This is a genomic window from Arthrobacter sp. MDT1-49-2, from assembly GCF_059090185.1.
On the sequence record NZ_JBNHFK010000007.1, the window covers coordinates 192,594 to 214,719 of the forward strand.

The window sequence follows — 22,126 nt, forward strand, 5'->3', positions numbered from 1 at the left end:
TGACGCCATGGACACCGGTTCTAATTCGCCTGCCGTCCGCACGAGTGCACTGCATAAATCCTTCGGACGCGTGGAAGCGTTGAAGGGGGTAAACCTGGAAGTCCGTACCGGCAGCGTCTTCGGGATCATCGGTCCCAACGGTGCCGGCAAGACCACCCTGATGCGCCTGCTCCTGGACCTGCTGCGCCCAGCTCCGGTGCGATAAGGGTCCTGGGCATGGATCCCCGCAGCGGAGGTCCGGCCCTGCGCCGCAGGATCGGCTTTCTTCCCGGTGACCTGGCGGCGGCTGAGCGCGTCAGCGGACGGGAATTACTTCGCTTCTACGCTCGGATCAGCGGACCCGTGGAACCGGGAACCGTCCCGGCGCTGGCAGAGCGGCTCAGCCTGGACCTGGGACGCCCCGTGCGTGCCCTCTCCAAGGGCAACCGGCAGAAACTCGGACTGATCCAGGCCTTTATGCACCAACCGCAGCTGCTCATCCTCGATGAACCCACCAGTGGACTGGACCCGCTGGTTCAGCAGGAGTTCCTGGGCATGGTCCGGGAGGCGAGCAACAACGGCCAGACAGTGCTGCTGAGCTCCCACGTGCTTAGTGAGATCGAGGAGGCGGCGGACACTATAGCGATCATCCGGTCCGGGACGGTGGCGGCGTCCGCCAGCACCGAGGACATCCGGGCATCCGCTGCCCGCCGGGTGCGGATAGGTGCCACATCCGAAGAAGCGACTGTTCTGGTGGAGCGTCTTGTGCGGGTGCCCGGGTTTGAGCTGCTGCAGGCACCCGACCGGGAGGTGAAGGATGCCGCCTCCATCCATGGCCGGTTCGACGGCGAGATGGCGGACCTGATCACGGCCCTGGCCGGGTACCGCATCCTGGATTTGGTGGTGCAGGAGCCGGACCTCGAGGAGGCTGTTCTGAGGTTCTACAGCCCGGAGGGCCACACCGGGTCACCCGACGGCGGTGCACCGTCATGAGCGGACTGCCACTGTTCACCCGTTCACTGGCCGGCTCGTGGCGTGCCCTGCTTGGATGGGCGGCCGGCATCCTGGCTGTCCTGAGCCTGTACCTGCCCCTCTATCCGTCCCTGGCCGGCCAGGATTTTCAGGATCTCCTGCAGAGCCTGCCGCCCGAACTCATCAATGCCCTGGGCTACGACGAGCTGACCACCGGCGCCGGGTACACCCAATCGACGTTCTTCGGGCTCATAGGGTTCGCACTCTTCACCATTGCCGCCGTTTCCTGGGGAACCCGGGCCATTGCCGGCGACGAAGAGAGCGGAACCCTGGAACTGGTGCTGGCCCACGGAGTCGGCCGGGTCCGGCTCGTGCTGGAACGCAGTGCCGCCATTGCGGCGCGGCTGGTGCTGTTGGGCCTCTTCACCGGTCTGGCCGTGCTGATGTTCAACGGGCCGGCAGAACTCGGACTGATTGCCTCCCATGTCTGGGCCGGCTGTGCCGCGCTCGTCGGACTGGCGCTGCTCACCGCGTCCGTCGCACTGGCGGCGGGGGCACTTACCGGTCGCCGCACCTGGGCGCTGGGCGCCGCCGTCACGGTCGCCGTCGGCGGGTATGCCCTCAACGCCGTGGCCAACCAGAACCCGGACCTGGACTACCTGCACGCCTTCTCGCCCTATCACTGGGCCTTCGGTGCGGGACCGCTCAGCACCGGGGCGGATTGGGCCGGGCTGGCGGCACTGTACGGAACCAGTGCGTTGCTGATGCTGCTCGCGGTGTTCAGCCTCAACCGCAGGGACATCGGCACATAAGTGGCTGATTCGCCCGGCCGGGCACCAGCGGGACGGGTGGGGGAGCCGGCAGATGCCGTGGCCCGGGCAGCGGCCGGGGCATCCGGGACCGGGCAGCCGGGACTAAGGCAGCCGGCCGGGACGCAACAGCGTGGGCTCGCCCGCCCGGGCAGGATCCAGCGGAACCGGGCTGATCAGCACGGCCGGTCCCCGCTGCAGCACGCCGCTGCTCACCGGCCGGCAGCGCAGGCCGCCCCGGCCGCGCATCGCCTTATGCGCCCCGGGCGCCAGGACCTTATCCATCCATGCACAGGGGTGGGCGTGCCGGCCGCCGTGGAAGTCGACGCTGCCGCCGGGAGTCCGCAGCGTGAAGTCCTGCCCGATCAGCGGCACCAGTTCGGCGCCGCGGAGCACCACGTTCCGCCGGGTCAGCAGCGGATCGAAGGGGTCCGCGCCAAGTTCGGCCGCGATGGCTTCGAGGGACTCAACGGCAAACAGGGTGACCGCGGCGTCCATGTGCGCGGCCTTGCCGAAAAACCTGTCGCCCACAATGCCCTTGCCGGCTACGACCTCGGCCCGATCCGCGTCCACGGTTTCCACCTCGGCGGGACCATCCTTGGCCCGGCCGAAGTAGGCGTGTCCGCCGGAGACGAGCAGGTGCAGGATCTCGACGTCGTACGCGTAGCTCATGTCTCTACGCTATCCGTTTCCCACCGGACGCCCACTCGGCTCCCATCCGCCACACGCCAGGTCCGGCGACGCGAAAAAGTGCTAAACCGTGTGAGGATGTGCGGAATTGCTAGGGAAGGGGACCGGTAATGAAACGGAGCGCCTCTGCACTCGTGTTGCTGTCCGCGGCGTACCTGCGGACAGCCTGTACCGCGGCTTCCCCCGAGGATTCCTCCACGGAACCTGCCCTGTCCTCCTTCGGGTCCGTTGACGAAGCCTATGAAGCCGTCGCGGCGACCCTGGACTGTGACCCGGTCACGCTGGCCGAACCGGTAACCCTGCAGTTCGACGGCCACGTGCCCCAGTACCGATTGTGCACTGAAACGGTCGAAATCATCCGCTACGAAAACGAGGCGGACCGGGTGAAGGCCGCAGAGATGATCGAGGGGGCGGAGAACGGGCCCGGCTACTTTGCTGAAGGGAACAACTGGCATGTGCTGGTTCTTCCGGGCCGCGAAGGCTCAGTTCCGGGCAGCAACGAAGTACACGAACTCGCTGATGCAATGGGTGGCAGGTTGGTCACCAACGTCGGCGGGGAATAACGAAAAATGAGCCTGCTGGGGTGCTGATGGGAATCAGGAATTGCCAGTAGTATTCAGCTCGAATCGTTATGGCAAACCTGAGGAAAGGCGGCATTCATGTCCCTGGTGAATATTGCGGCAATAGCCCAGGAAAACAGCGACGACGGCGGTTCCGTCATCCTCTGGTCTGCGTTGGGCATTGCCCTGCTGATTTACCTTGGTTTTACGCTAGCCAAAAAATCCAGGGGAACAGCCGGAAAGCAGCCGGACCAACACAAAGCGGTCCAGCGGAAACCCGCAATCACGGCCGAGGAAGTGATGGCCCAGCGGTTCCAACCCACGAAATTCAGGGAAGGATATGACCAGGACGAAGTGGACAGGTTCCTGGACACGGTTGTTGTTGTGGAGCTGCGCCGGCTCCAGGAGGAAAATGAGCTGCTCCAGCGGCATATCATCAACCCCCTCAGCCAACCGGTATTCATCTCGAATCCGGGCCTGAGCGCAGATCAGGTCATTAACCAGAAGTTTTCTCCCACAAAATTCCGGGAGGGCTATGGCCAGGACGAAGTGGATGACTTCCTGCAGAAGGTTATTGCGGGGCTTCGCCAGTGGGCAGCGGAAAACGAGCAGCTGCGTGCTCGGATTTCCGGCAATGTGACGCCCTAGGGTGTTCTTTCGGGCGGCCCGGCTGAAGCAGCCCGCCCGAAGCGGCGGGCCCGTGGCGGGGGTTACGCCCTAGAGCAGGTCCCGGAGCTTCATGGTGGTGTTCCAGCTGCGGATGGTCATCGACTTGTACAGCGGGGAGGCGACGATTGCGCTGAGCCTGCTCTTGGTCCGCTCGGCGCTGAGCCGCTGGGAGTAGATCACCCCGTCTCCCGGCCACACCTCGTCCACGCCCTCCCGCGGGCGGAAGGCACCCATGGCGGTGCCGGCGTCGATATCCATGAGGAAGACCGCGTCGGAGTGGTACAGATCCGGACGCTCGCCGAAGTTCTCCGGTTTTCCGTCCACCACGGCCTGCAACTGATCCCGGGTAAGGACCAGAACCTTGACCAGCTCGTCATCCAGGTCGAAATTGCGGGTCAGGGCGGCCTCGATGCTCCGGGCCACCTCCGCGGCCTCCTGATCCGAGGAAAGCAGGACGTTGCCGCTTGCAATATAGGTGGAGACCCCCTGATACCCCAGGTCCTCCAGATGCCCCTTCAGCGCCTTCATGGGCACCTTGTTCCGGCCGCCGACATTGATGCCGCGCAGCAGTGCCAGATACGGGACGGCTTCCGCCGCCGGTCCGCCCGTCATTGCACCGGCATCCTGCGGCCGACCTCCCGGGCCGTCCCCACCGGATCCGCGGAGTGGTCACGTGACTCCGGTACGGTCACCAGGACCGCGTGCGGCATCAGGCTGGCCAAGCGCTCTGTGGCGGTCATGATCACGGGATACGTGGACACGCCGCGCAGGATGGTGACCGGCATTGATACCCCGGTCATGGCGGCCGTGGGCGTGGACACGGCCGCAGACAGCAGCGCGTCGTACACGGTGGACTGCGCCAGCGGAAGCAGGTCCTGAAACATGGGGCTGGTCCGGATCTGCTCGATGAAGGGTTCCGGCAGTCCGATGCCTTCGCGCTGGAAGGTGGTCACGGCGTCGTCAGGGTGCCCCGCGTCCACCATGGCCTGAAGCCGGTCCGGAAGGTCTCCGGCGGGCTCGTCCCGGCCAAAAAGAAACGGCGGTTCGGACAGGAAGAGGTGGTTGACGGGGGCACCTTCGGCTGCCGCCAGGAGCGCGAGCATGGCGCCGGAGGAGTGGCCCAGGACAGCAGCCTCTCCGCCCACAGCATCCAGGACAGCGCTCAGATCCTCTACTTCGCGCTGCGGGGAGTACGGGGCCGTGTCCCCGCTTGCACCGCGGGCACGGCGGTCCACCACCACGGCACGGAATCCTGCGGCGTTCAGGGCGCCCGCCAGCGGAAGCCCGGCGGCGGCGGTGGAGAATGCGCCGCCGACAACCACCACCGGTGTTCCGCTGCCCTGCTGGTCCAAGGCAATCCGGGTGCCATCGAGGGAAGTGGTGAAGTCCATGGCCCGATTGCACCACGACGCCGGCTGCCCGGCAATCACTGCGCGCAGTAACCGTCCCCGATCGGCCGAACGGGTTCGCGGGGTGGGTTCAGCCGGCCAGCTGGGTTCGCCGGCCGGTGTCGACGGCCGCCACTGCGCCGCCGTCGACCAGCAGGTCGGTGCCGGTGATGAAGCTGGAATCCCGGCTGAGCAGGAACGCGGCGGCGTTGGCAATGTCCGCCGGGGTCCCCACCCGCTTGGTGCCGGAGGCGTCGATCATGGCGCGCATCTGTGCCCCGGATTCGCCGGCGAGTTCCTGCTGGCCCATCGGGGTGGAAATGACGCCGGGGCTGATGCTGTTCACCCGTGCGCCCCGGGCGCCCCAGCGCGGGCTGGCGGCCTGGACCCGGACCTGGTTGGCCCGCTTGGCCACACTGTAGGCCTGTCCCGGGTGGTCGATACTGGTAACCAGCGGCAGCAGCATCAGGTCATCGGCAGGTTTAGCGGCGAGGCTCGCCAGATCCTCTGCTGATATCCCGCCGCCGCCCAGGTAGCCGGCCATGCTCGCTATCACGACGCCGGACCCGCCGGGGGAGATCACCTTCTCGAACTCCTCCAGCACCACGGCCACACCGAACAGGTCCACCTTCCAGATCGCCTCGACCGGAGCCTGAACGGGGGAGAGGCCGGCCGTATGCACCACGCCGGTCACCTGGCCCAGCTCGCGGGCAGTGGCGGCCAGGGCGGCCACCGATTCCCGGGAGGAGACGTCCACCTGCGCGGAGACGACGTCGTACCCGTCACCGAGCGCAGCGGCGTGCACCAGTTCGAGGAGGTCCTCGTTGTAATCGGCCAGAAGGACCTTCCGCCCGGCCCCGGACCGACGGAGCACCGCCAGGCCCATGCCGCCCACACCAATGATTACCAGTACGTCCGCTGCCATGATGCTCCTTTGTCCGGAAACGCTGTTTCGAGGGCCGGGACCCGCCCGGTGTGCCAAGCGTAGACCCGGGGGTTTCCGGAGACCCGGGCGGGTGCATAATCCTTCCATGAGCATCCCCGGGAAAGTGCCGCCGCTGCTGCGCAGCCTGGACCCTCTGCTGCCGGAGCCGGCGGAGGGCGCGGTGTCCTGGTCCGGGCCGCGCTGGTGGTGGGCGGGCCGGCTGGATGTGGAGGGACTCGCGCTGGGCGCACTGCAGATGCTGGCCGCTGCCGTGGCCGGCTATGCTTCCGCCGGCGGGCAGGACCGGATCGGTTTTAGGTCCGACGGCGCCGCGGCCGCCTTCGCCTCCTTTACGCATTTGCGGGTCAACGGAAGGCCCGTGGCCGGGTTCGCTCCGCTGTCCGGATTCCGGCGCAGCGCCGACGGCTGGGTACGCCTGCATGCAAACTATCCGCACCATGAAAGGGCCCTGCTTACGGCACTCGGGGCGGAGCGTCCCGAGGAGGTGGACGCGGCGGTCCGTGCCCGTACTGCGGCGGACGTGGAAGCAGCGGTGACCGCGCACGGCGGGCTCGCCGCCGAGGTGCGGACACCGGAGGCCTGGGCGGCGTCGGAGCAGGGACGCTGCCTCCGGGCCGAACCGTGGCTGCGGCTGGACCTTGACGCCTCAGATCCTGCTCCGCGGCCCCGCGCAGAAGGCGCGGCGCCCCTGGCCGGGCTGCGCGTGCTGGACCTTACCCGGGTTATTGCGGGCCCGTCCGGCAGCCGCCTGCTGGGCGCCCTCGGAGCAGATGTGCTGCGGGTGGATCCGCCGGCCCTCCCGGAGCTGGAGGACCAGTACGTGGACACCGGGTTCGCCAAGCGCAGCGCCGTTGCGGACTTCGCGGATCCGGCAGCCTCCGGCCGGCTGCGTGCCCTGCTGGGGCAGGCCGACGTCGTCCTGACCGCCTACCGCGGCGGATCGATGGCCCGGCTGGGGCTGGACCCGGCCTCGCTGCGGGCCGATTACCCGCAGCTGGCCGTGGTGTCCCTGGATGCCTGGGGCGACCGGGGTCCGTGGGCGGAACGGCGGGGCTTTGACAGCATTGTGCAGGCTGCCACCGGCATCTCGTACCTGTACGGAGGTGTCGGAGACGACGGCGGCTGGCGGCCCGGAGCGCTCCCGGTGCAGGCCCTGGACTATGCGACCGGGCTCGGAATGTCCGCCGCGGCCCTCGCCCTGGTGACGGCGCGCCCGCGCGGGGTGGCCGGGTCGGCGCACCTCTCGCTGGCGCGGACGGCGCAGGAACTGCTGGGGCTGCCCGGTCCTCCGCCGGGGACTGAACCGTCCGCGCTGCCCGCGCCGGCGCTGCGCAGCGGATCGGGGGATTACGGTTCACTGACCTATGTGCCGCCGCCGTTGCAGATCAACGGTCAGCAGCTTGAGTATCCCTGGCTTCCGCCGCTTTACGGCAGCGCGGACCTGGCCTGGCGGTGACGCTAGTCCCGCGGCGGACGCTGCCGTTGCTGCTTGGTCGCTGAGCGTTGTTTCTTGGCATCCAGCCGCCGGTAGTTCGAGCCCCGGGTGGGTTTGGTTTTGCGCCGCTTCGGCGGTGCGGGCGTCAGTCCCTCTGCGGCGAGCGCTGCGAGCTTGGCCAGCGCGGTCTCACGGTTGCGCAGCTGCGAGCGCTGTTCCGACGCCGTTACGGTCAGGACGCCGGCAACCAGCCGGTTCTGCAGGCGCCGCAGCAGCATCGTCCGCTGTTCGTCCGTCAGCACCGCCGATCCGGCAACATTCCACAGCAGCTCGACGCGGCTGTCGGAAGTGTTCACATGCTGGCCGCCCGGACCCGAGGAACGGGAGAAGCGCCAGGTGAGCTCCGCCGCCGGGATTGTGAGCGCAGGCGATACCACCAGATCCATGAATACAGCCTCCCACGAAAGCGGGCCTACCCGCTGACGAAGGGGGCAGGCATCATCACTGGCCCAGGAACAGCACCCCGGCAAGGAGGATGCAGGCCATCCCGGCGCCGACCAGTGCCCACAGCAGCGCCCGTACGGGTCTGCGTCCTTTCCGGGTCAGCACATACACCAGGGCCGACACGCCAAAGCCGATGCCGGCCGCCGCGAGAAGGAAAAAGCCCGGGGGAGGGGCCGGCGCCGCCGGGCCGTCCGTCGCCAGAACGCCGGTGACCGAGAGGACAAAGAGCACCGCGCCCAGTCCCATGCCGCCCAGCAGGGGAGCAGTGAGCCTGCCCGGCCGTGCCGCGGGGTCGCCCATAATGCGGTTGGCCTGCTGCGTTCCGTGGAGGGCCTCCTGCCCGGAAAAGAACCCGCGGGCAAGCGCCTCGCGCTTCCTGAAGCCGATAAGGCAGAGCAGCATCACTACCGGGCCGATGACGGCGCCGGGCCAGAAAATCTCCATGTGTACCCCCGGGGATGGCTGCGAGACGGGAGCACCCGCGCGGATGAAGGTCCGTACCGCTCCCGGACCGCAGGCTACCCCGCACAGGGCGGCGCTGTCAGGGAACTGCCGCTACCTGTACGGACGCACGGGCGCAGGTATCCGCTTAGAGTGCCTTCACCACCGGCAGCTCACTCCACTCGGTGGTGTAGCGCGGGGAAGAGTACTTGCGGGACATGGTCCACTCGGGCTTGGCGGTTGCCATCCCGGCCAGGCCCAGGCCGATGCTCGCCGCACCGTATTTGTCCGTCACCCGGCCCAGCAGCTCACCCAGGTTCCGGCGTTCCTGCGCGGAGACGAATTCCTCGAACAAAGGCTGTGCTCCGGCCGCCTCCAGCCCGGTGAGCATCACGCCGGCCTTGGTGTACGGCACGCCTTCGACCACCTGGGCGTCCAGGGCGTTGACCGCCGCCCGGCTGAGCAGGACCGGGTCCGACGTCGGGGCCGCCAGCCGGACGGTGGCGGACGGGAAGGACGCCGCGGAGGTGCTGAAGTGCGAGGTGCCGGCATAAGCGGTCAGGACGGACGCCTGCTGGCCCTCGCGCTCCAGCCGGGCAGCGGCCTGCTGCGCGTAGATGCTCATTACCTGCCGCATGTCCGCCAGCGTGGTCACGGGGGTGGAGAAGCTGCGCGAAAAGATGAGCTGTTTGCGGTCCGCACGCTCGTCGTCCAGCGGGATGCACGAGGTGCCGTTCAGCTCCAGCACCGTCCGTTGCAGGATGACGGAGAACTTCCGCCGGATCATTGCCGGGTCCGCGGCCCGCAGGTCTGCCACGGACTCGATGCCCAGTGCCGCCAGCCGGGTTCCCAGCCGGGAGCCCACGCCCCACAGTCCGGTGACCGGCACCCGGGACATGATGGTGTCCACAACGGCGGGGTCCATGGTGTCCAGGTTGCAGACGCCCCGCAGGTGCCGGTTCTGCTTGGCGATGCGGTTGGCGAATTTCGCCAGGGTTTTGGTGCTGCCGATGCCGACGCACACGGGCAGGCCGGTGTGCCGGGCGACGGCGGTGCGGATGGTGGCCCCCTGCGTTTCCAGTTCGGCGGGGGTGCCGGCCAGGCCGAGGAAGGACTCGTCGATGGAGTACACCTCCTGCCACAGGGCATAACGGCCCAGCAGTTCCATCACGCGGGAGCTCAGGTCGCCGTAGAGTTCGTAGTTGCTGGAGCGCTGGACCAGGCCCACCTGCGGGGCTGATTCGGCGAGCTGGAACCAGGGCGTGCCGGTTTTGATGCCCAGCGCCTTGGCTTCATCCGAGCGGGCCACCACGCAGCCGTCATTGTTGGAGAGCACCACCACAGGTACACCGGCAAGCTTCGGATCGAAGGCACGCTCGCAGGAGACGTAAAAGCTGTTGACGTCCACCAGTGCGATCCGTTCACCGGATCCCGGCCTCCCGTGCACGTCAGACATGGTGCAGGCACCGCGTCACGACGCCCCACACCTGAAGTTCCGAGGGCTCGGCCACCTCGATATCCGGGTAGCCGGGACTGTCCGCCCGCAGCGCGATCCGGCCGCCGTCCAGCAACAGCCGGCGCACCGCCAGCTCTCCGTTCACCACGGCAACAACGACGGCGCCGTCCCGCGGGGTGAGCGAGCGGTCCACAATCAGTTCATCACCGCTGCAGATGCCGGTGCCGGCCATGGAATCGCCCTCCACCCGTACTACATAGGTGGAGGTGGGATCGCGGATGAGGTGCCGGTTGAGGTCGATCCGGCCGTCGAAATAGTCACGCGCGGGGCTGGGAAACCCGGCGGCCGTTGCGGCGTCGGACTCCGCCGGAGGCGCCGTCCTGCGGGAGCGGTCCGCTGAGAACACTGCCATGCCCGACCTCCGACCCTTACCCGGCTGGAACAGAATCCAACTAGAACAAACTTTCGAATCCCAGCGTAGCACCGGACGGCCGGGAGCGGGCGGGGATCGGCCGGCCGGACCGGGCCTTGACTGTGGCCCGGTTACCGGCCGAAGCGCTCGGCCAGCTGCTCCCGGGTGAACGGCAGGTCCAGCAGGCTCAACTTGAGCATTCCACGCTGGGTATGCCCGCTCTTGTCCAGGCGAATGACTTCGCCGGCGTGGGGGCGCAGCTTCAGCATTATCCGGGTGCCGGGACCTGCGGCGCCGATCAGGACGCCGTCGGCCTCCATCGCTACGGTGCTGCGCTGCCCTGTCAGGGTGAGCGAGAGCCCGTCCTCATGGCCGAGTACAAACGGGCGGCTGAGTCCGGCCATGGGCGCCACCGGCGTCACGACGACGGCGGGGAGCGCGGGAGAGACCACGGGGCCGCCGGCGGCATAACTGTATGCGGTGGACCCTGCGGGGGTGGCGGTGATGATTCCGTCGGCTTTGACGAAACCGTAGGGAATGCCCGCCACGCTCATATCCGCCTGTACGGTTCCCTGCCCCGGCTGGCGGGTCAGCACAAAGTCGTTGAAGACCAGGTGATGCTGCTCGGCACCATCCGGATCGGTCACTGCGACGTCCAGTGCGTGGTGGGCCTCGATGGAGAAATCGCCGTCGACAATACGTGCCAGTGCGCCGTCCAGCTCATTCGGCTGCAGCTCGATCAGAAAGCCGAGGTTGGCAACTGCCCGGCTGAGGACTTCAGGCCAACGGGACGGACATTATGGGTGGAACACCACTCCATAACGGAGGCGACGGCCTCTGCGATCGGTTTGGACGGGTGGGCGGCAATGCCAACGGTCAACATTCCTGGTTCCTTACTCAGAGTCTTCACTCGCATCGTAGCGAGCCAGTCTGGGAGCCCGCCGGAGGGGCGGAAGGAACACCCGGCGGCGAGCGCCGGCACACGGTGGTGACGCAGCTGACGGACACTCCGTCAGGAAGAGGCCAACGGCGGCTATACGATTTAAGCCATGATCATTGAGGTACAGATCCCGCCGAAGCTGGGACGGGAACTGGAGGAACTGGCCGAGGAACAGGGGGTGCCGGTCGAAACACTGGTGGTCAACGGGGCCCGCCTGCTGCTGGAGCACCGCTACCGCAGGAACATGCAGGGCTAGCTGTCCCGCCGCCGGACGGGACAGCCGCGCGTCGCGCTATCCCTTGAGCGGAATGCCGCGTGCATCCGTGCGGAAGGCCTGGGCGTTGCAGAGGATCATGATGCCCTCCACAAATCCCCAGACACCGGCAAAGCCGCCGGTAACCGCGGTCGTCACAATCTGCGCAGCACCGATTCCCGGGTGGCCCAGGTAAAAGCGGTGCACGCCGAAGGCGCCGAGGAATACGCCCAGCAGGCCGGCAGTTACCCGGGACTTCTGGACCGGGTAGCCCTGTGCGTAGGGTCCCTGGCCGTACGGGCCGGGACCAAACTGGTTCTGGCCGTACCCGTGCTGCGTCTGGTGCTGTCCGGGGCCGGGGTAATTCTGGACCTGGTTCGGGTACCCCTGCGGCGGCTGGCCGCCGGGATAGCCGGGGTATTGCTGCGGCGTCTGGTGCTGGCCGGGGTAGGTGTGCCCCTGCTGCTGGTTCGGGTACTGGCCCTGGTTCGGGTACTGCTGATAGGGGGCCTGCTGCGGGGCCGGGGACTCCGGAGCCCGCGGTGCCGGCCGCGGTTCGTTGGACTGCGGGTAGGCGTACTGGTCGCCGTCGGGACCGGAACCGGATCGTGCTCCGTCACCCAGTCCCGCAAACGGGTTGTTATCCGACATGCTCTTGCCTTTCATTTGGCCTCTTGCAGGCACTCTAACAGTCAAACACCGGTAGCCGGCGACGCATTCCGCCGCCTGCCCTCGGCCGCGCCGGCGCGGGCCCACGCGGCCAGACGGTCACTGACATCCATCCAGCCCGGGTCCGGCACCCGTGCCCGCGGATGGGAGTCATACCAGTCCAGAATTTCCCGGGCGCCGGCAACAAACGGAATGACTGCACAATAGTCCGGAACCAGGGCCTTGATCTTGGTGTTGTCGAAGACCGCGGAATGGCTTTTGTCGCCCAGCAGTCCCGGGCCGCGCCCCGGATCATGGGCCGCAATGGTCTCGGACGCCACGTGGACCAGTTGCGGTTCCGGCACCCCCGCCGCCGCGGCCAGTGTCCGGTAGACGGCGTCCCACGGCAGGAACTCATCGGAGGTAATGGTGAAGCTTTCTCCGACGGCGGCAGGACGGCCCAGCAGCCCTACGAACGCCGTGGCAAAGTCCCGGCTGTGCGTCAGGGTCCACAGGGACGTACCGTCACCGTGCACCAGGACCGGCAGCCCGGCCCGCATCCGATGGATATCCGTCCAGCCTCCGATCAGCGGCACCTTGGTCGCGTCATAGGTGTGCGAAGGACGCACGATCGTTCCCGGGAAACCTGCCGCACGGTACGCCTGCACCAGGACATCCTCGCCGGCGATCTTGTCCCGGGAATACTGCCAGAACGGATTGCGCAGGGGAGTGGACTCCCGGACGGGCAGCTGCGAGGGTGGCTTCGCGTAGGCCGAGGCGGAACTGATGTAGACATACTGCCCGGTGCGCCCGCGGTACAGCTCCACGGCGGCGGCCACATGGTCGGCGGTGAAGGACAGGAAGTCCGCCACGGCGTCGAACTCCCGGTTGCCCAGGGCGGTGCGGACGGCGGCGGGATCCCGCACATCGGCGCAGAGATGGTCGACGCCGGCGGGTACCGGACGCTGTTCGGAGACGCCCCGGTTCAGCACGGTCACGCGGTGCCCGAGGCTGCGGGCGCGGGCGACGGCGGCGGAACTGATCACGCCGGTTCCGCCGAGGAAGAGCAGGTTCAATGCCACGCGATGCCTTACTCGAGAGTTCCCGCGCCGGGATTACCTCCGCCCCGCGCCTTGACGCCGGTCGGCGGGCGGGCTTAGGTGGAGGTTCCCGGCACCCAACTGCACCCAAGCCTAAGCCACCATCCCGCGGCCGGACTCCGAGGAAGGCGACGCAATGACCGAAAGCCCCCGCACCCCCGTCCCGGACCTGACTCTGGGCAATTCCGTGCGCATTCCGCAGCTTGGTTTCGGTGTGTTCCAGATCCCGCCCGAGCGGACGCAGGAAGTGGTCGAGGATGCGCTCGCCGCCGGATACCGGCACATCGACACCGCGGCCGCCTACGGCAACGAGGCAGGAGTGGGGGCGGCCATCGCGGCGTCGGGCATTCCGCGTTCGGAGGTTTTTGTGACCACGAAACTGCGCAACGGGGATCAGGGTCGGGCGCGGTCGGCGTTCCTGGAGAGCCGGCACGCCCTGAACCTGGACACCATGGACCTCTACCTCATCCACTGGCCGGTGCCGTCGCAGGGACGTTTCGTCCAGGCCTGGAAGGAGCTCGAGAGCCTCTACCAGGACGGGTTCATGCGGGCCATCGGCGTGTCCAATTTCCTGGTGGAGCATCTGGACGCCCTGGCCGAGCAGAGCCGGATACTTCCGGCCGTGAACCAGATTGAGCTCCACCCCGGCTTCCAGCAGGCGGCGCTTGCCGCCGAGACAGCGGCGCGGGGCATAGCGGTGCAGGCGTACTCGCCGCTGGGCCAGGGCGCCGGCCTGGATGCGCCCGAAGTGGCCGCGCTCGCGGACAAGTACGAGGCCACACCCGCCCAGGTGGTGCTGGCCTGGCACCTGGGATCGGGAAGGATTGTCATCCCCAAGTCGGCCGATTCTGCGCGGATGCGGGAAAACCTGGCCGCGGCACAACTGGACCTGGCCCAGGAGGACCTGGAGGTCCTGGACGGACTGGAATCCGGCAGCCGGCTGGGCGCGGACCCGGCGACGGCGGATTTCAGCCAGTACTGAGGGGCGGCGCCCGGTTTACGTGTCCGGGGCCGGGAATCTGCCACCGCTGATGAAGGAGGATCGTGGGACCGAGTGATGCTCGTGCAGCCGGGGTTTCAGGACCAGTAGGGACGCCAGGAACAGACGGGGCCAAGCCTTCCTCCGGACTTTTCCGGGCATCAGTTGCTTTGCTGGTGCTTGCCCCGCTGTGCAGTGTTATGGGCTGGGCCGGATTTCTGTTCGTTCTCGGGCAGCAGGCCGTCCCCGGGTGGGCCGTCGGCGGGCTTCTCTTCCTGGCCGCCATGGTGTTGCTGAATATGGATTCGTCCAGACGGCGATCAATGACGTTCAGGGGCCGGGACCGGCGCATCCGGTGGCCCTGGTTTGTGACCCTGCCGGCGGTTGTCTCGGTCATCTTCAGCGGGCTGGGCGCACTGGGGGACGTTTCCAGCGCCAAGTACCACGTCCTCTCACCGGCCAACAGCGATGGTTGCCGTGTGGCAGTGCGCGAAGTCTCGTTCCTGTTTGCCGGCAGCGGTGCGGTCTACGTCGTCAACGCCGCCGGCATCGGCTGGAAAACCGGTTCCTGGACAGCCGATGACGGGTATGAGCCGGTGAACAGTGGAAATTATGAGCTCAAGTGGCACGACGACGGCGGTGGTTCGCTCATCCTTCACACCAACGGCGATCCAGTCTGGCCGGGTTTGCATGAAATCAATTGCCGGGCGGTGAATTAGCGGTCGGCATCCTTCACCGCTGCGTCCGGTCCGGGGCCGTCCTGTCGCCCAATGCCTGTTTGCGGCTGTTGTTTTCCCTCCGGGTCACGGCGGAGGCCCACACCCAGGTGGCCCGCCGCAGCCCGGCGTCCTCCCAGAGCACCTGCACTGCCCGCGAGGACCAGCTGCAGGCCTCTCCCTTCACCCGTTCGGCCGCGCCGGGGAACCTGATCCAGGCCCACACCGGCACTCCGGGCACCGACGTGGTGACCGGATTGTGCTCGAAGTCCAGCTCTTCCGGGGTCAGGCTGAGGGGCTCCGCCCGCCGGGCCAGGCGGGCAACGAGCCGCTCGGCAGCGTTTTGGTTCATGCTTTAAAAATAGAACATATATTCGAACCGGGAGAACCGCCTACTTCGTCCTCCGGCCGGGAATCCTCCCGGGCCGGCGGGTCGATTATGGTGCACAATGGGTGCCATGTGCGGACGCTATGTCATGGCCAGGGCGACGTCGGACCTCGTGTCGGCGTTCGCCGTCGAACAGTCGGTGGGACCGGATGTGCTGCCGTCCTGGAACGTGGCGCCCACGGATGACGTGCGGATTGTCACCGAACGGTTCAGCCAGGAGGAACCGGTGCGCCGGTTGGCGACGGCGAAATGGGGCCTTGTGCCGGTGTGGGCCAAGGATCCGAAAATCGGAGCCCGGATGATCAATGCCCGGCGGGAAACCATTCTGGAGAAACCGGCATTCCGCAAGGCCGCTGTTCGGCGCCGGGCACTGGTGCCCGCCGACGGCTACTACGAGTGGGAGAAAACCGCGGACGGAAAGATCCCCACCTACCTGTACTCGGAGAGGCAGGATCCGCTGGCCTTTGCCGGACTCTACGAGTTCTGGCCCGACCCGGCACTGCCCGAGGACCACGAGCACAAGTGGCTGCTGAGCGTCACCATCATCACCACGCAGGCAACCGACGCCCTGGGCCACATCCATGACCGGACACCGCTGATCATCCCGCCGGATCTCTACGCGGACTGGCTGGATCCGAAGCTGACCGGGGGAAGCGACGTGGCGCAGCTGCTCGACGCCGTACCCGAACCCGTCCTGACCCCGCGGGTGGTCTCCAGCCAGGTCAATTCCGTGCGGAACAACGGGCCGGAGCTCATTGAGCCGGCGGGCGCCTGACCTCGAGCGCACAACCGGCGAGCGCTCTCCCGGCGGGCAGGGCGAGCGGCTCTGATCTAAACGGTCAGGCATCCGCGGGTCCCGTCCGGCTCAAACGAGACCCTTCTCCCGCATGGTCTCCACATCGGCCGGTGACAACCCCATCTCAGCAAGGACTTCATCAGTGTGCTCGCCCAGTGCCGGACCGGGCCAGCGCACGTTTCCACGGCTGCGGCTCAGACGGGGAAATACATTCTGCATGGCGACGGAGCCCAGAACGGGATGCTCTATTTCAGTAATGGATTCCCGTGCCTGGTACTGGGGATCAGCCAGCATCTCAACCGGACGGAAGATTTTTCCAACCGGCACACCATGTTCGATGAGTGTTGATTCCAGATCCTCGGCCAAACAGGACGAGGTGTACTCCGCGATGATCTCATCCAGGTCCGATTGCCGTTCGCCCCGGGCGACGTGGGTCGCAAACCGTTCATCGGCTGCCAGTTCGGGCCTGCCGATTGCCGTGGCGAGTCGTGCAAAGACGGTGTCCTGGTTGGCTGCAATAAGAACCCACTTGCCGTCTTTGCTGGGGTACACGTTGCTGGGCGCGATATTCGGCAGGATCGCACCCGTCCGCTCGCGCTGGTAGCCGGCAATTTGCCACTCCGGCACCAGGGATTCCATGACTCCAAGGACTGCCTCGTAAATGGCGGAATCGACAATCTGTCCCCGCCCGCTGACCTCACGTTCACGAAGGGCCGCCAATGCCCCGATCGCGGCAAACATTGCGGCAAGGGTGTCCCCGATGGATATGCCCACTCGTGACGGCGGCGTAGAAGGATCGCCCACCACGTAGCGCAACCCTCCCATTGCCTCCCCGATGGCGCCGTATCCGGCCCGCTGGGCGTACGGCCCGTCCTGGCCGAACCCCGAAACCCGCACCATGATCAGCTTTGGATTGATGCTCTGGAGGGTTTCGTAACCCAGCCCCCAGCGTTCCAGGGTGCCCGGACGGAAGTTCTCAACGAGGATGTCAGCTGTGGAAATGATCTCGCGCGCCAGGTCCTGGCCCGCAGGCTCTCTCAGGTTCAGGGTCACCGAGCGTTTGTTACGGCCCACAACGGACCACCAAAGCGATTGGCCCTGCGGGCGCTCCCGTCCCCACTGCCGGAGCGGGTCGCCCTTGCCTGGGTCCTCCAGCTTGATGACATCGGCTCCAAGATCGCCAAGGAGCTGGCCGCAGAAGGGACCCGCAAGGAGCTGGCCCGTTTCGACAACCCGCAGGCCGCTGAGTGGTCCCCGCGATGGCGTGGCCTGAGTGGGTACTGTAGTCAAGATTGACCTCCTGGTCGAAACAAAAAACTTTAGAAACAGGTGGGCGGGTCCGCACCATGGTGGACGGTTACGTCCCGTAGCGCTGTGTCACCCGGCGTTCCATCCAACGGAGGGCAAAGCCGGGGATAACGGCGATGATGGCAATGAACACCACTTGCCCGGCGATGCGGTCGATCCGCACATTTGCGACGTTGGAAACCAGCTCACGGCCCAGACCGGACTCGGCGGAGAACATTTCGGCCAGGATGAGCCCCAGGAGGGTCAGCCCGAAAGCAATCCGCAGGGCGGTGACGATCGCCGGCAGGAGTGCGGGTATGAGGATCGACCGGAGCCTGACATGCCACGGCATCACGAGGACTTTGGCGAGCTTCAAGAGGTTCTTATCCATTGATTGGGTAGCGGCCATCACCAGCAGTGCAATGGGGAAAACCCCGTGGAAGAACGCAAAGGCCAGACGGCTGCTGTCCCCTATGCCCAGAAACAAGAGGAAGACCGGGTAGAGGGTCACCTTGGGGATGCTGTAAAGGGCAAACAGGGGAGTAGAGAAAACCGAGGACCAAAAGTTTGACAGGCCCAAGGCAAATCCGACGAGGGTGCCGACTGCTACAGCCAGCAGCCAACCCAGCAGAAGCAGTTGGACGGTAGACCAGATACTGGCACGGAAGTCCGGGCGGGCAAGATCTTCGGTTAGCCGCTGAAAGGATTCCCAGGGAGTGGGAAACACTGCACTGTCCATGACGGCGGCGATGACGGCCCACACGATGACGATGACCGCGGGTAGAACCAGGGTCCACCCAAGGCCCGAAGAGGCGCGGCGGAACGTCCCGGGCGCGGCGCTAACTATTGGACTGCTGGTCATCACATTCTTCCCTTCGAGCTTCGCTTGAGGAGAGCGGCAAAAGCGGCATTTACTCCCAGGGCGAGGACGAACACCAGGAGCACGCCCGCGTACATGTCGGTGATGGCAAAATCGTTGTACGCATTTGAGATGAAGTGCCCAAGTCCTGAGGTTGAGAGCACAAACTCGCTCGCCAGCACCATGATCAAGCTGTACGAAAGCGCCAACCGGAGCCCTACATTGATCTGCGGCAGCGCCGCCGGCAGGAGCACCTTGAACGTGCGTTGAACCGCACCCATCTGAAGCACCTCGGATAACTTCAGAACCGACTTGGGGATGGACCGAAGCCCGTCCACCGTGGAACTGATCATTGCAACAACGGCGAAAAGGGTGCCCAGGAGGATGATGGGCGCCATCCCGACGCCCATCAGCACTACCAACAGCGGATAAAGCGCGAAGGTGGGGATTGCATAGTATGTGGCCAGCCACGGGTCGAGGATTTTCTGCGCCGCAGGCACCGTCCAGATCAGCAGCCCTATGAGGATGCCTGACACAGCTGCCAGCACAAATGAAGCCGTGATTGCGGTGAGGGACGGAAGCAGGTCTTCAAGCAGGAAACGGCTGTCGCCGAGCAGGGTGAAGGCGCGGACGGACATGTCACTGAGCGGAACCAGGGAATACGAGTCCACCAGGCCCAGCCGAGGCGCAAGTTCGAGGACGGCGATGGTGGCGAGGGCTCCGACGGCCGTCCATCCGCGCGCCGTTAGTCCCAGGCGTCGCTCCGGTGCCGGCTGTATCTTGCGTCTCTGTTCCGGTGCCTGGCGTGCGGGAGCCGCGGCCGGCGGTGCCGAGGCGTGAGGCTGCAGATCACTCATCGCTTCGCGCCCTGTTCCGCGAGCGCACGCTCGGCTTCGCTTCGAAGCACTGACCAGATCTGTTCAACCAGGTGCGATGCCGCCGGTGTGCCGACCAGGGACGGATCCCGTTCGAACGGCAGGTCAACTGCCAAGTCCAGCAGGATCTTCCCCGGGCGGGCTCCCATCACGAGGATGCGGTCGGAGAGCAGTACCGCTTCCTGGATGCTGTGGGTTACGAAGAGGACCGTTGCCTCCGTCTGTCTGACAACCCGGAGCATCTCCAGACCGAGGACTACCCGGGTTTGTTCGTCCAGGGCACCGAAGGGCTCATCTGCGAGTACGAGGTCAGGGTCCGTGCTCAGTACGCGGGCTATCGCCACCCGCTGGCGCATGCCGCCGGACAGTTGGTGGGGATAGTGTCCTGCGAATTGTGAAAGCCCCACCCTGCGGAGAACGTCCTCCGCTATCTCCCTGCGCTTCTTCGCGGGGACCTTCTGCACCTCGAGTGCAAAGGCGGTGTTGTCCAGCACTGTACGCCAGGGGAGTACTGCCGCCTCTTGGAAGATCACGCCGGTTTCCCTGCGCGGTCCCTTGATCGGCTGTCCGTTGATGAGTGCACGTCCGCCGTTGCCGGTGTTGAGTCCGGCAATGATGTCCAGCAGGGTGGATTTGCCACATCCGCTGGGACCGACCAGTGTCGTGAATGACCCCGGTTCCAAGCGTTTGGTTGTGGGGCTGAGCGCCTGCACGTCTCCGTATCTGCGGTCAACATCGTCAAGTTCTACAGTTGCACCCATGCACATGCCTTTCCTCGAGCCGACCGGAAGTCCGGGCCGGTATTAGCTTCATGACGCTTATGCTGTCGGCGTTACCGGTTAGGGGATTTCTCCCTTTTTGCCCTCGGGAAGGTACTCGTCCGTCAGGAGCTCATCCCAGTTGACGCTTTCCAGCTCGTCCGTATAGGCCAGGCCCTTTTCGGCTGCCGTGAGTGCATCGGGGTTGTAGGCGATACCCCAGTGGCCGGCGTCCAAGGCGGCATTGAGGATCTCTTCGGCGTCGGCCACTTCCAGATCAGCCAGGTCCGCCCAGAACGCGGCGGCATCCGCCGGATTGGCTTCGATCCAGTCGACGGCGTCGGAGTATCCCTGCAGGATTGCCCGGGCCGTTTCAGGGTTTTTCGACGCATAATCGCGGCTGCTGATGATCATTGTCTGTTGGTACGAGGGAACATAGTCCGCGCTGCTGCCGATGACCTTGAGCCGGTCGTCGTTCTCCATCGCCACCCGGGGAGACGCGTAGGTGATGTCGACGTCCCCTGCCTCGAGCAGTGCAATGCCGGCTCCCGTGCCTCCGGTAGACGTGCGGTCGACGGTTGCCGGATCAATTCCGGCTCCTTCCGGCGTCAGGAAGCTCATTGCCTCGCTAACCGAACCGGGATTGGTGAACCCCCAACGCGCATCCTCCGCGTCCTCCAGACTGGTCAGCGCGGTGTCCTGGAGCGTAACCCACGAAACATCCGAGACCGACTGGATACCACCTCCGATGACCTGCACCGGGGCACCTTCATTGAAACCGGACACAATCGCCCCGGTGGCTACTTCTCCGAAGGGAAGCTTTCCGGAGACCACGTTTTGAAGGGTCGTTCCCCCGCCTTCGGAGGGAATGATCTGTTCAATCTTCACCCCGGCTTCCTCGAAAAAGCCCTGGTCGATGCCTACCTCCCAGGGGAGTCCGTACAGGTCCTCCGGGTGGGTAACGGAGACGGTAACGGTGTCCGGGCCGTCCGCATCGCCGGAGAAGCCGCCGCAGGCAGCTAGGGAGATGGCGGCAAGAGCTGCAAGTGACAGGGCGGACGTAGATCTCAAACGCATGGGGGCCTCCGAAAACACCATTGTTTCGAGCAAGATGTATACAACCTAGGTGAGACCTAGATCACAGTCAAGGTGTTTTGCGGATGGAATTTAGGGGTAACTCGTGAATTGTGTACAATCTTCGGCTCCAAAGAGCCTGACCGGCCGCTACCAGGCGTAGTCCTCCGGGGCGGTGCGGTGGCCGGGGAAGATTTCGTCCAGCCGGTTCAGGGTTTTCTGCTCCAGGGTCACCTCCAGGGCGAGAAGGGCCTCGTCCAGCTGTTCCTGGGTGCGGGGCCCCACCAGCGGAGCGGTGACGGCCGGCTGATGCAGCAGCCACGCCAGTGCCAGGACTCCCGGACGGATCTCAAGTTCCCCGGCCAGGTCCTCGTACCGGCGGATCTGGTCGCGGTGTTTCTCCAGCAGGTCCCGCACCCTGCCGTCGGCCCGGCGCCCGCCGGCGTCGGCCTCCTTCTGCAGGATTCCGCCCAGCAGCCCGCCCTGGAGCGGCGACCATGGCAGCAGGCCCAGGCCGTACTGCCGGGCGGCGGGGATCACTTCCAGTTCCACGGTCCGGTTGATCAGGTTGTAGATGCTTTGTTCGCTGACCAGGCCGGTAAAGTTCCGCCGCCGGGCGTTCTCCTGTGCCCGGGCAATGTGCCAGCCGGCGAAGTTGCTGCTGCCGTTGTAGATGATCTTGCCCTGGGTCACGGCCACTTCCATGGCCTGCCAGATCTCGTCCCAGGGCGTATTCCGGTCGATGTGGTGGAACTGGTAGAGGTCTACGTAATCCGTCTGCAGCCGCTTCAGGCTCGCGTCCAGGGCGCGGCGGATATTAAGGGCGGAAAGGAAGGTGTCATTGGGGCGCTCGCTCATGGAGCCGTACAGCTTGGTGGCAATGACGGTGTCCTCGCGGCGGCCGCCGCCCTTGGCAAACCAGCGGCCGACAATCTCCTCCGTCCAGCCCTTGCGCTCCCAGCCGTAAACATTGGCCGTATCGAAGAAATTGATGCCCGAGTCCCGGGCGGAATCCATGATGGAGTGCGCGTCCGCCTCCTCGGTTTTGGGGCCGAAGTTCATGGTGCCCAGGCAGAGACGGGAAACAGACAGGCCGGAACGGCCGAGGTGGGTGTATTCCATCGGGCCATTGTGACCCGCGGCGCACTCGCAGGCCAGACCGGTCACTGTGCTGAGGTAGCCTGAAAGCCAA

27 protein-coding genes and 2 pseudogenes are annotated in these 22,126 nt (G+C 66.1%); 11 read left to right on the forward strand and 18 right to left on the reverse strand.

The genetic code is table 11. From position 1 onward, the window contains the following. Positions 1-7 precede the first annotated feature (7 nt). The 3 genes and pseudogenes from AC5RTS_RS11575 to AC5RTS_RS11585 all read left to right on the forward strand — a co-directional run. A pseudogene (locus AC5RTS_RS11575) lies at positions 8-438 on the forward strand (ATP-binding cassette domain-containing protein); the annotation flags it as partial. Positions 439-444: 6 nt separating this feature from the next. Next, positions 445-972: an AAA family ATPase gene (locus AC5RTS_RS11580; protein ID WP_493992204.1), complete on the forward strand. Its 528-nt coding sequence runs from the start codon at positions 445-447 to the stop codon at positions 970-972. Then, positions 969-1,763 (forward strand): ABC transporter permease subunit, encoded by a 795-nt coding sequence (locus tag AC5RTS_RS11585; protein ID WP_493992168.1) that lies wholly within the window; start codon positions 969-971, stop codon positions 1,761-1,763. Before AC5RTS_RS11580 ends, AC5RTS_RS11585 begins: the two co-directional genes overlap by 4 nt. Positions 1,764-1,865: 102 nt before the next feature. Here AC5RTS_RS11585 and AC5RTS_RS11590 read toward each other — a convergent pair whose 3' ends face one another. Continuing rightward, positions 1,866-2,432, reverse strand: a complete 567-nt coding sequence (locus AC5RTS_RS11590; protein ID WP_493992169.1) for an MOSC domain-containing protein — start codon at positions 2,430-2,432, stop codon at positions 1,866-1,868. Between the two features lie 128 nt (positions 2,433-2,560). Between AC5RTS_RS11590 and AC5RTS_RS11595 the strand changes: the two genes are divergently transcribed. From AC5RTS_RS11595 to AC5RTS_RS11605, 3 genes and pseudogenes are all read left to right on the forward strand, one after another. Beyond that, entirely contained in the window at positions 2,561-3,013 is a 453-nt protein-coding gene (locus AC5RTS_RS11595; protein WP_493992170.1) for a hypothetical protein, read from the forward strand. Positions 3,014-3,292: 279 nt separating this feature from the next. Beyond that, positions 3,293-3,445, forward strand: a pseudogene (locus AC5RTS_RS11600) (DivIVA domain-containing protein); the annotation flags it as partial. Positions 3,446-3,505: 60 nt separating this feature from the next. Then, entirely contained in the window at positions 3,506-3,658 is a 153-nt protein-coding gene (locus AC5RTS_RS11605; protein ID WP_493992205.1) for a DivIVA domain-containing protein, read from the forward strand. A 69-nt stretch (positions 3,659-3,727) separates the two neighbouring features. On the opposite strand, the gene AC5RTS_RS11610 is transcribed toward AC5RTS_RS11605, so the two are convergent. The 3 genes from AC5RTS_RS11610 to AC5RTS_RS11620 all read right to left on the reverse strand — a co-directional run bounded on the left by AC5RTS_RS11610 (position 3,728) and on the right by AC5RTS_RS11620 (position 5,992). Further along, positions 3,728-4,291 (reverse strand): DUF1697 domain-containing protein, encoded by a 564-nt coding sequence (locus AC5RTS_RS11610; protein ID WP_493992171.1) that lies wholly within the window; start codon positions 4,289-4,291, stop codon positions 3,728-3,730. Continuing rightward, complete coding sequence (locus AC5RTS_RS11615; RefSeq protein ID WP_493992172.1) at positions 4,288-5,070, reverse strand: alpha/beta fold hydrolase; 783 nt, start codon at positions 5,068-5,070, stop codon at positions 4,288-4,290. The genes AC5RTS_RS11610 and AC5RTS_RS11615 overlap by 4 nt, the downstream gene beginning before the upstream one ends. A gap of 88 nt (positions 5,071-5,158) precedes the next feature. After that, positions 5,159-5,992: an SDR family oxidoreductase gene (locus tag AC5RTS_RS11620; RefSeq protein WP_493992173.1), complete on the reverse strand. Its 834-nt coding sequence runs from the start codon at positions 5,990-5,992 to the stop codon at positions 5,159-5,161. A 106-nt stretch (positions 5,993-6,098) separates the two neighbouring features. Here AC5RTS_RS11620 and AC5RTS_RS11625 point away from each other — a divergent pair, with 106 nt between their 5' ends. Further along, the gene (locus tag AC5RTS_RS11625; RefSeq protein WP_493992174.1) at positions 6,099-7,469 is read left to right on the forward strand and encodes a CoA transferase; all 1,371 of its coding nucleotides are present in this window, start codon (positions 6,099-6,101) and stop codon (positions 7,467-7,469) included. 2 nt (positions 7,470-7,471) lie between these two features. Here AC5RTS_RS11625 and arfB read toward each other — a convergent pair whose 3' ends face one another. From arfB to AC5RTS_RS11650, 5 genes are all read right to left on the reverse strand, one after another. Then, on the reverse strand, positions 7,472-7,894 hold the full coding sequence (gene arfB, locus AC5RTS_RS11630; RefSeq protein WP_493992175.1) for an alternative ribosome rescue aminoacyl-tRNA hydrolase ArfB: 423 nt from the start codon (positions 7,892-7,894) through the stop codon (positions 7,472-7,474). 55 nt (positions 7,895-7,949) lie between these two features. Further along, complete coding sequence (locus AC5RTS_RS11635; RefSeq protein ID WP_493992176.1) at positions 7,950-8,396, reverse strand: hypothetical protein; 447 nt, start codon at positions 8,394-8,396, stop codon at positions 7,950-7,952. Positions 8,397-8,541: 145 nt separating this feature from the next. Continuing rightward, positions 8,542-9,840, reverse strand: coding sequence for a Y-family DNA polymerase (locus AC5RTS_RS11640; RefSeq protein ID WP_493992177.1), 1,299 nt, complete (start codon positions 9,838-9,840; stop codon positions 8,542-8,544). Between the two features lies 1 nt (position 9,841). Next, entirely contained in the window at positions 9,842-10,261 is a 420-nt protein-coding gene (locus AC5RTS_RS11645) for a LexA family protein (RefSeq protein WP_493992178.1), read from the reverse strand. 131 nt (positions 10,262-10,392) lie between these two features. After that, on the reverse strand, positions 10,393-10,908 hold the full coding sequence (locus tag AC5RTS_RS11650; RefSeq protein WP_493992179.1) for an NAD(+)/NADH kinase: 516 nt from the start codon (positions 10,906-10,908) through the stop codon (positions 10,393-10,395). A 402-nt stretch (positions 10,909-11,310) separates the two neighbouring features. Between AC5RTS_RS11650 and AC5RTS_RS11655 the strand changes: the two genes are divergently transcribed. Then, complete coding sequence (locus tag AC5RTS_RS11655) at positions 11,311-11,457, forward strand: hypothetical protein (protein WP_227901639.1); 147 nt, start codon at positions 11,311-11,313, stop codon at positions 11,455-11,457. A gap of 36 nt (positions 11,458-11,493) precedes the next feature. Here AC5RTS_RS11655 and AC5RTS_RS11660 read toward each other — a convergent pair whose 3' ends face one another. Both AC5RTS_RS11660 and AC5RTS_RS11665 read right to left on the reverse strand, forming a co-directional pair. Next, the gene (locus tag AC5RTS_RS11660; protein WP_493992180.1) at positions 11,494-12,105 is read right to left on the reverse strand and encodes a TM2 domain-containing protein; all 612 of its coding nucleotides are present in this window, start codon (positions 12,103-12,105) and stop codon (positions 11,494-11,496) included. A gap of 41 nt (positions 12,106-12,146) precedes the next feature. After that, complete coding sequence (locus AC5RTS_RS11665; protein WP_493992181.1) at positions 12,147-13,184, reverse strand: NAD-dependent epimerase/dehydratase family protein; 1,038 nt, start codon at positions 13,182-13,184, stop codon at positions 12,147-12,149. A 154-nt stretch (positions 13,185-13,338) separates the two neighbouring features. On the opposite strand from AC5RTS_RS11665, the gene AC5RTS_RS11670 reads away from it, so the two are divergent. Then, on the forward strand, positions 13,339-14,184 hold the full coding sequence (locus tag AC5RTS_RS11670; protein WP_493992182.1) for an aldo/keto reductase: 846 nt from the start codon (positions 13,339-13,341) through the stop codon (positions 14,182-14,184). A 320-nt stretch (positions 14,185-14,504) separates the two neighbouring features. Then, positions 14,505-14,900, forward strand: coding sequence for a hypothetical protein (locus AC5RTS_RS11675; protein ID WP_493992183.1), 396 nt, complete (start codon positions 14,505-14,507; stop codon positions 14,898-14,900). A gap of 13 nt (positions 14,901-14,913) precedes the next feature. On the opposite strand, the gene AC5RTS_RS11680 is transcribed toward AC5RTS_RS11675, so the two are convergent. After that, complete coding sequence (locus tag AC5RTS_RS11680; RefSeq protein ID WP_493992184.1) at positions 14,914-15,249, reverse strand: hypothetical protein; 336 nt, start codon at positions 15,247-15,249, stop codon at positions 14,914-14,916. A gap of 106 nt (positions 15,250-15,355) precedes the next feature. On the opposite strand from AC5RTS_RS11680, the gene AC5RTS_RS11685 reads away from it, so the two are divergent. Further along, positions 15,356-16,060, forward strand: a complete 705-nt coding sequence (locus tag AC5RTS_RS11685) for an SOS response-associated peptidase (RefSeq protein ID WP_493992185.1) — start codon at positions 15,356-15,358, stop codon at positions 16,058-16,060. A gap of 90 nt (positions 16,061-16,150) precedes the next feature. Here AC5RTS_RS11685 and AC5RTS_RS11690 read toward each other — a convergent pair whose 3' ends face one another. The 6 genes from AC5RTS_RS11690 to AC5RTS_RS11715 form a co-directional block, all read right to left on the reverse strand. Then, positions 16,151-17,371, reverse strand: a complete 1,221-nt coding sequence (locus AC5RTS_RS11690) for a CaiB/BaiF CoA transferase family protein (protein WP_493992186.1) — start codon at positions 17,369-17,371, stop codon at positions 16,151-16,153. Positions 17,372-17,438: 67 nt separating this feature from the next. Further along, the gene (locus AC5RTS_RS11695; RefSeq protein ID WP_493992187.1) at positions 17,439-18,230 is read right to left on the reverse strand and encodes an ABC transporter permease; all 792 of its coding nucleotides are present in this window, start codon (positions 18,228-18,230) and stop codon (positions 17,439-17,441) included. After that, entirely contained in the window at positions 18,230-19,084 is an 855-nt protein-coding gene (locus AC5RTS_RS11700) for an ABC transporter permease (protein ID WP_493992188.1), read from the reverse strand. Before AC5RTS_RS11700 ends, AC5RTS_RS11695 begins: the two co-directional genes overlap by 1 nt. Then, positions 19,081-19,863 (reverse strand): ABC transporter ATP-binding protein, encoded by a 783-nt coding sequence (locus AC5RTS_RS11705; protein ID WP_493992189.1) that lies wholly within the window; start codon positions 19,861-19,863, stop codon positions 19,081-19,083. Before AC5RTS_RS11705 ends, AC5RTS_RS11700 begins: the two co-directional genes overlap by 4 nt. Positions 19,864-19,941: 78 nt before the next feature. Beyond that, the gene (locus AC5RTS_RS11710; protein ID WP_493992190.1) at positions 19,942-20,937 is read right to left on the reverse strand and encodes an ABC transporter substrate-binding protein; all 996 of its coding nucleotides are present in this window, start codon (positions 20,935-20,937) and stop codon (positions 19,942-19,944) included. 147 nt (positions 20,938-21,084) lie between these two features. After that, positions 21,085-22,056, reverse strand: a complete 972-nt coding sequence (locus AC5RTS_RS11715) for an aldo/keto reductase (protein ID WP_493992191.1) — start codon at positions 22,054-22,056, stop codon at positions 21,085-21,087. Positions 22,057-22,126 lie beyond the last annotated feature (70 nt).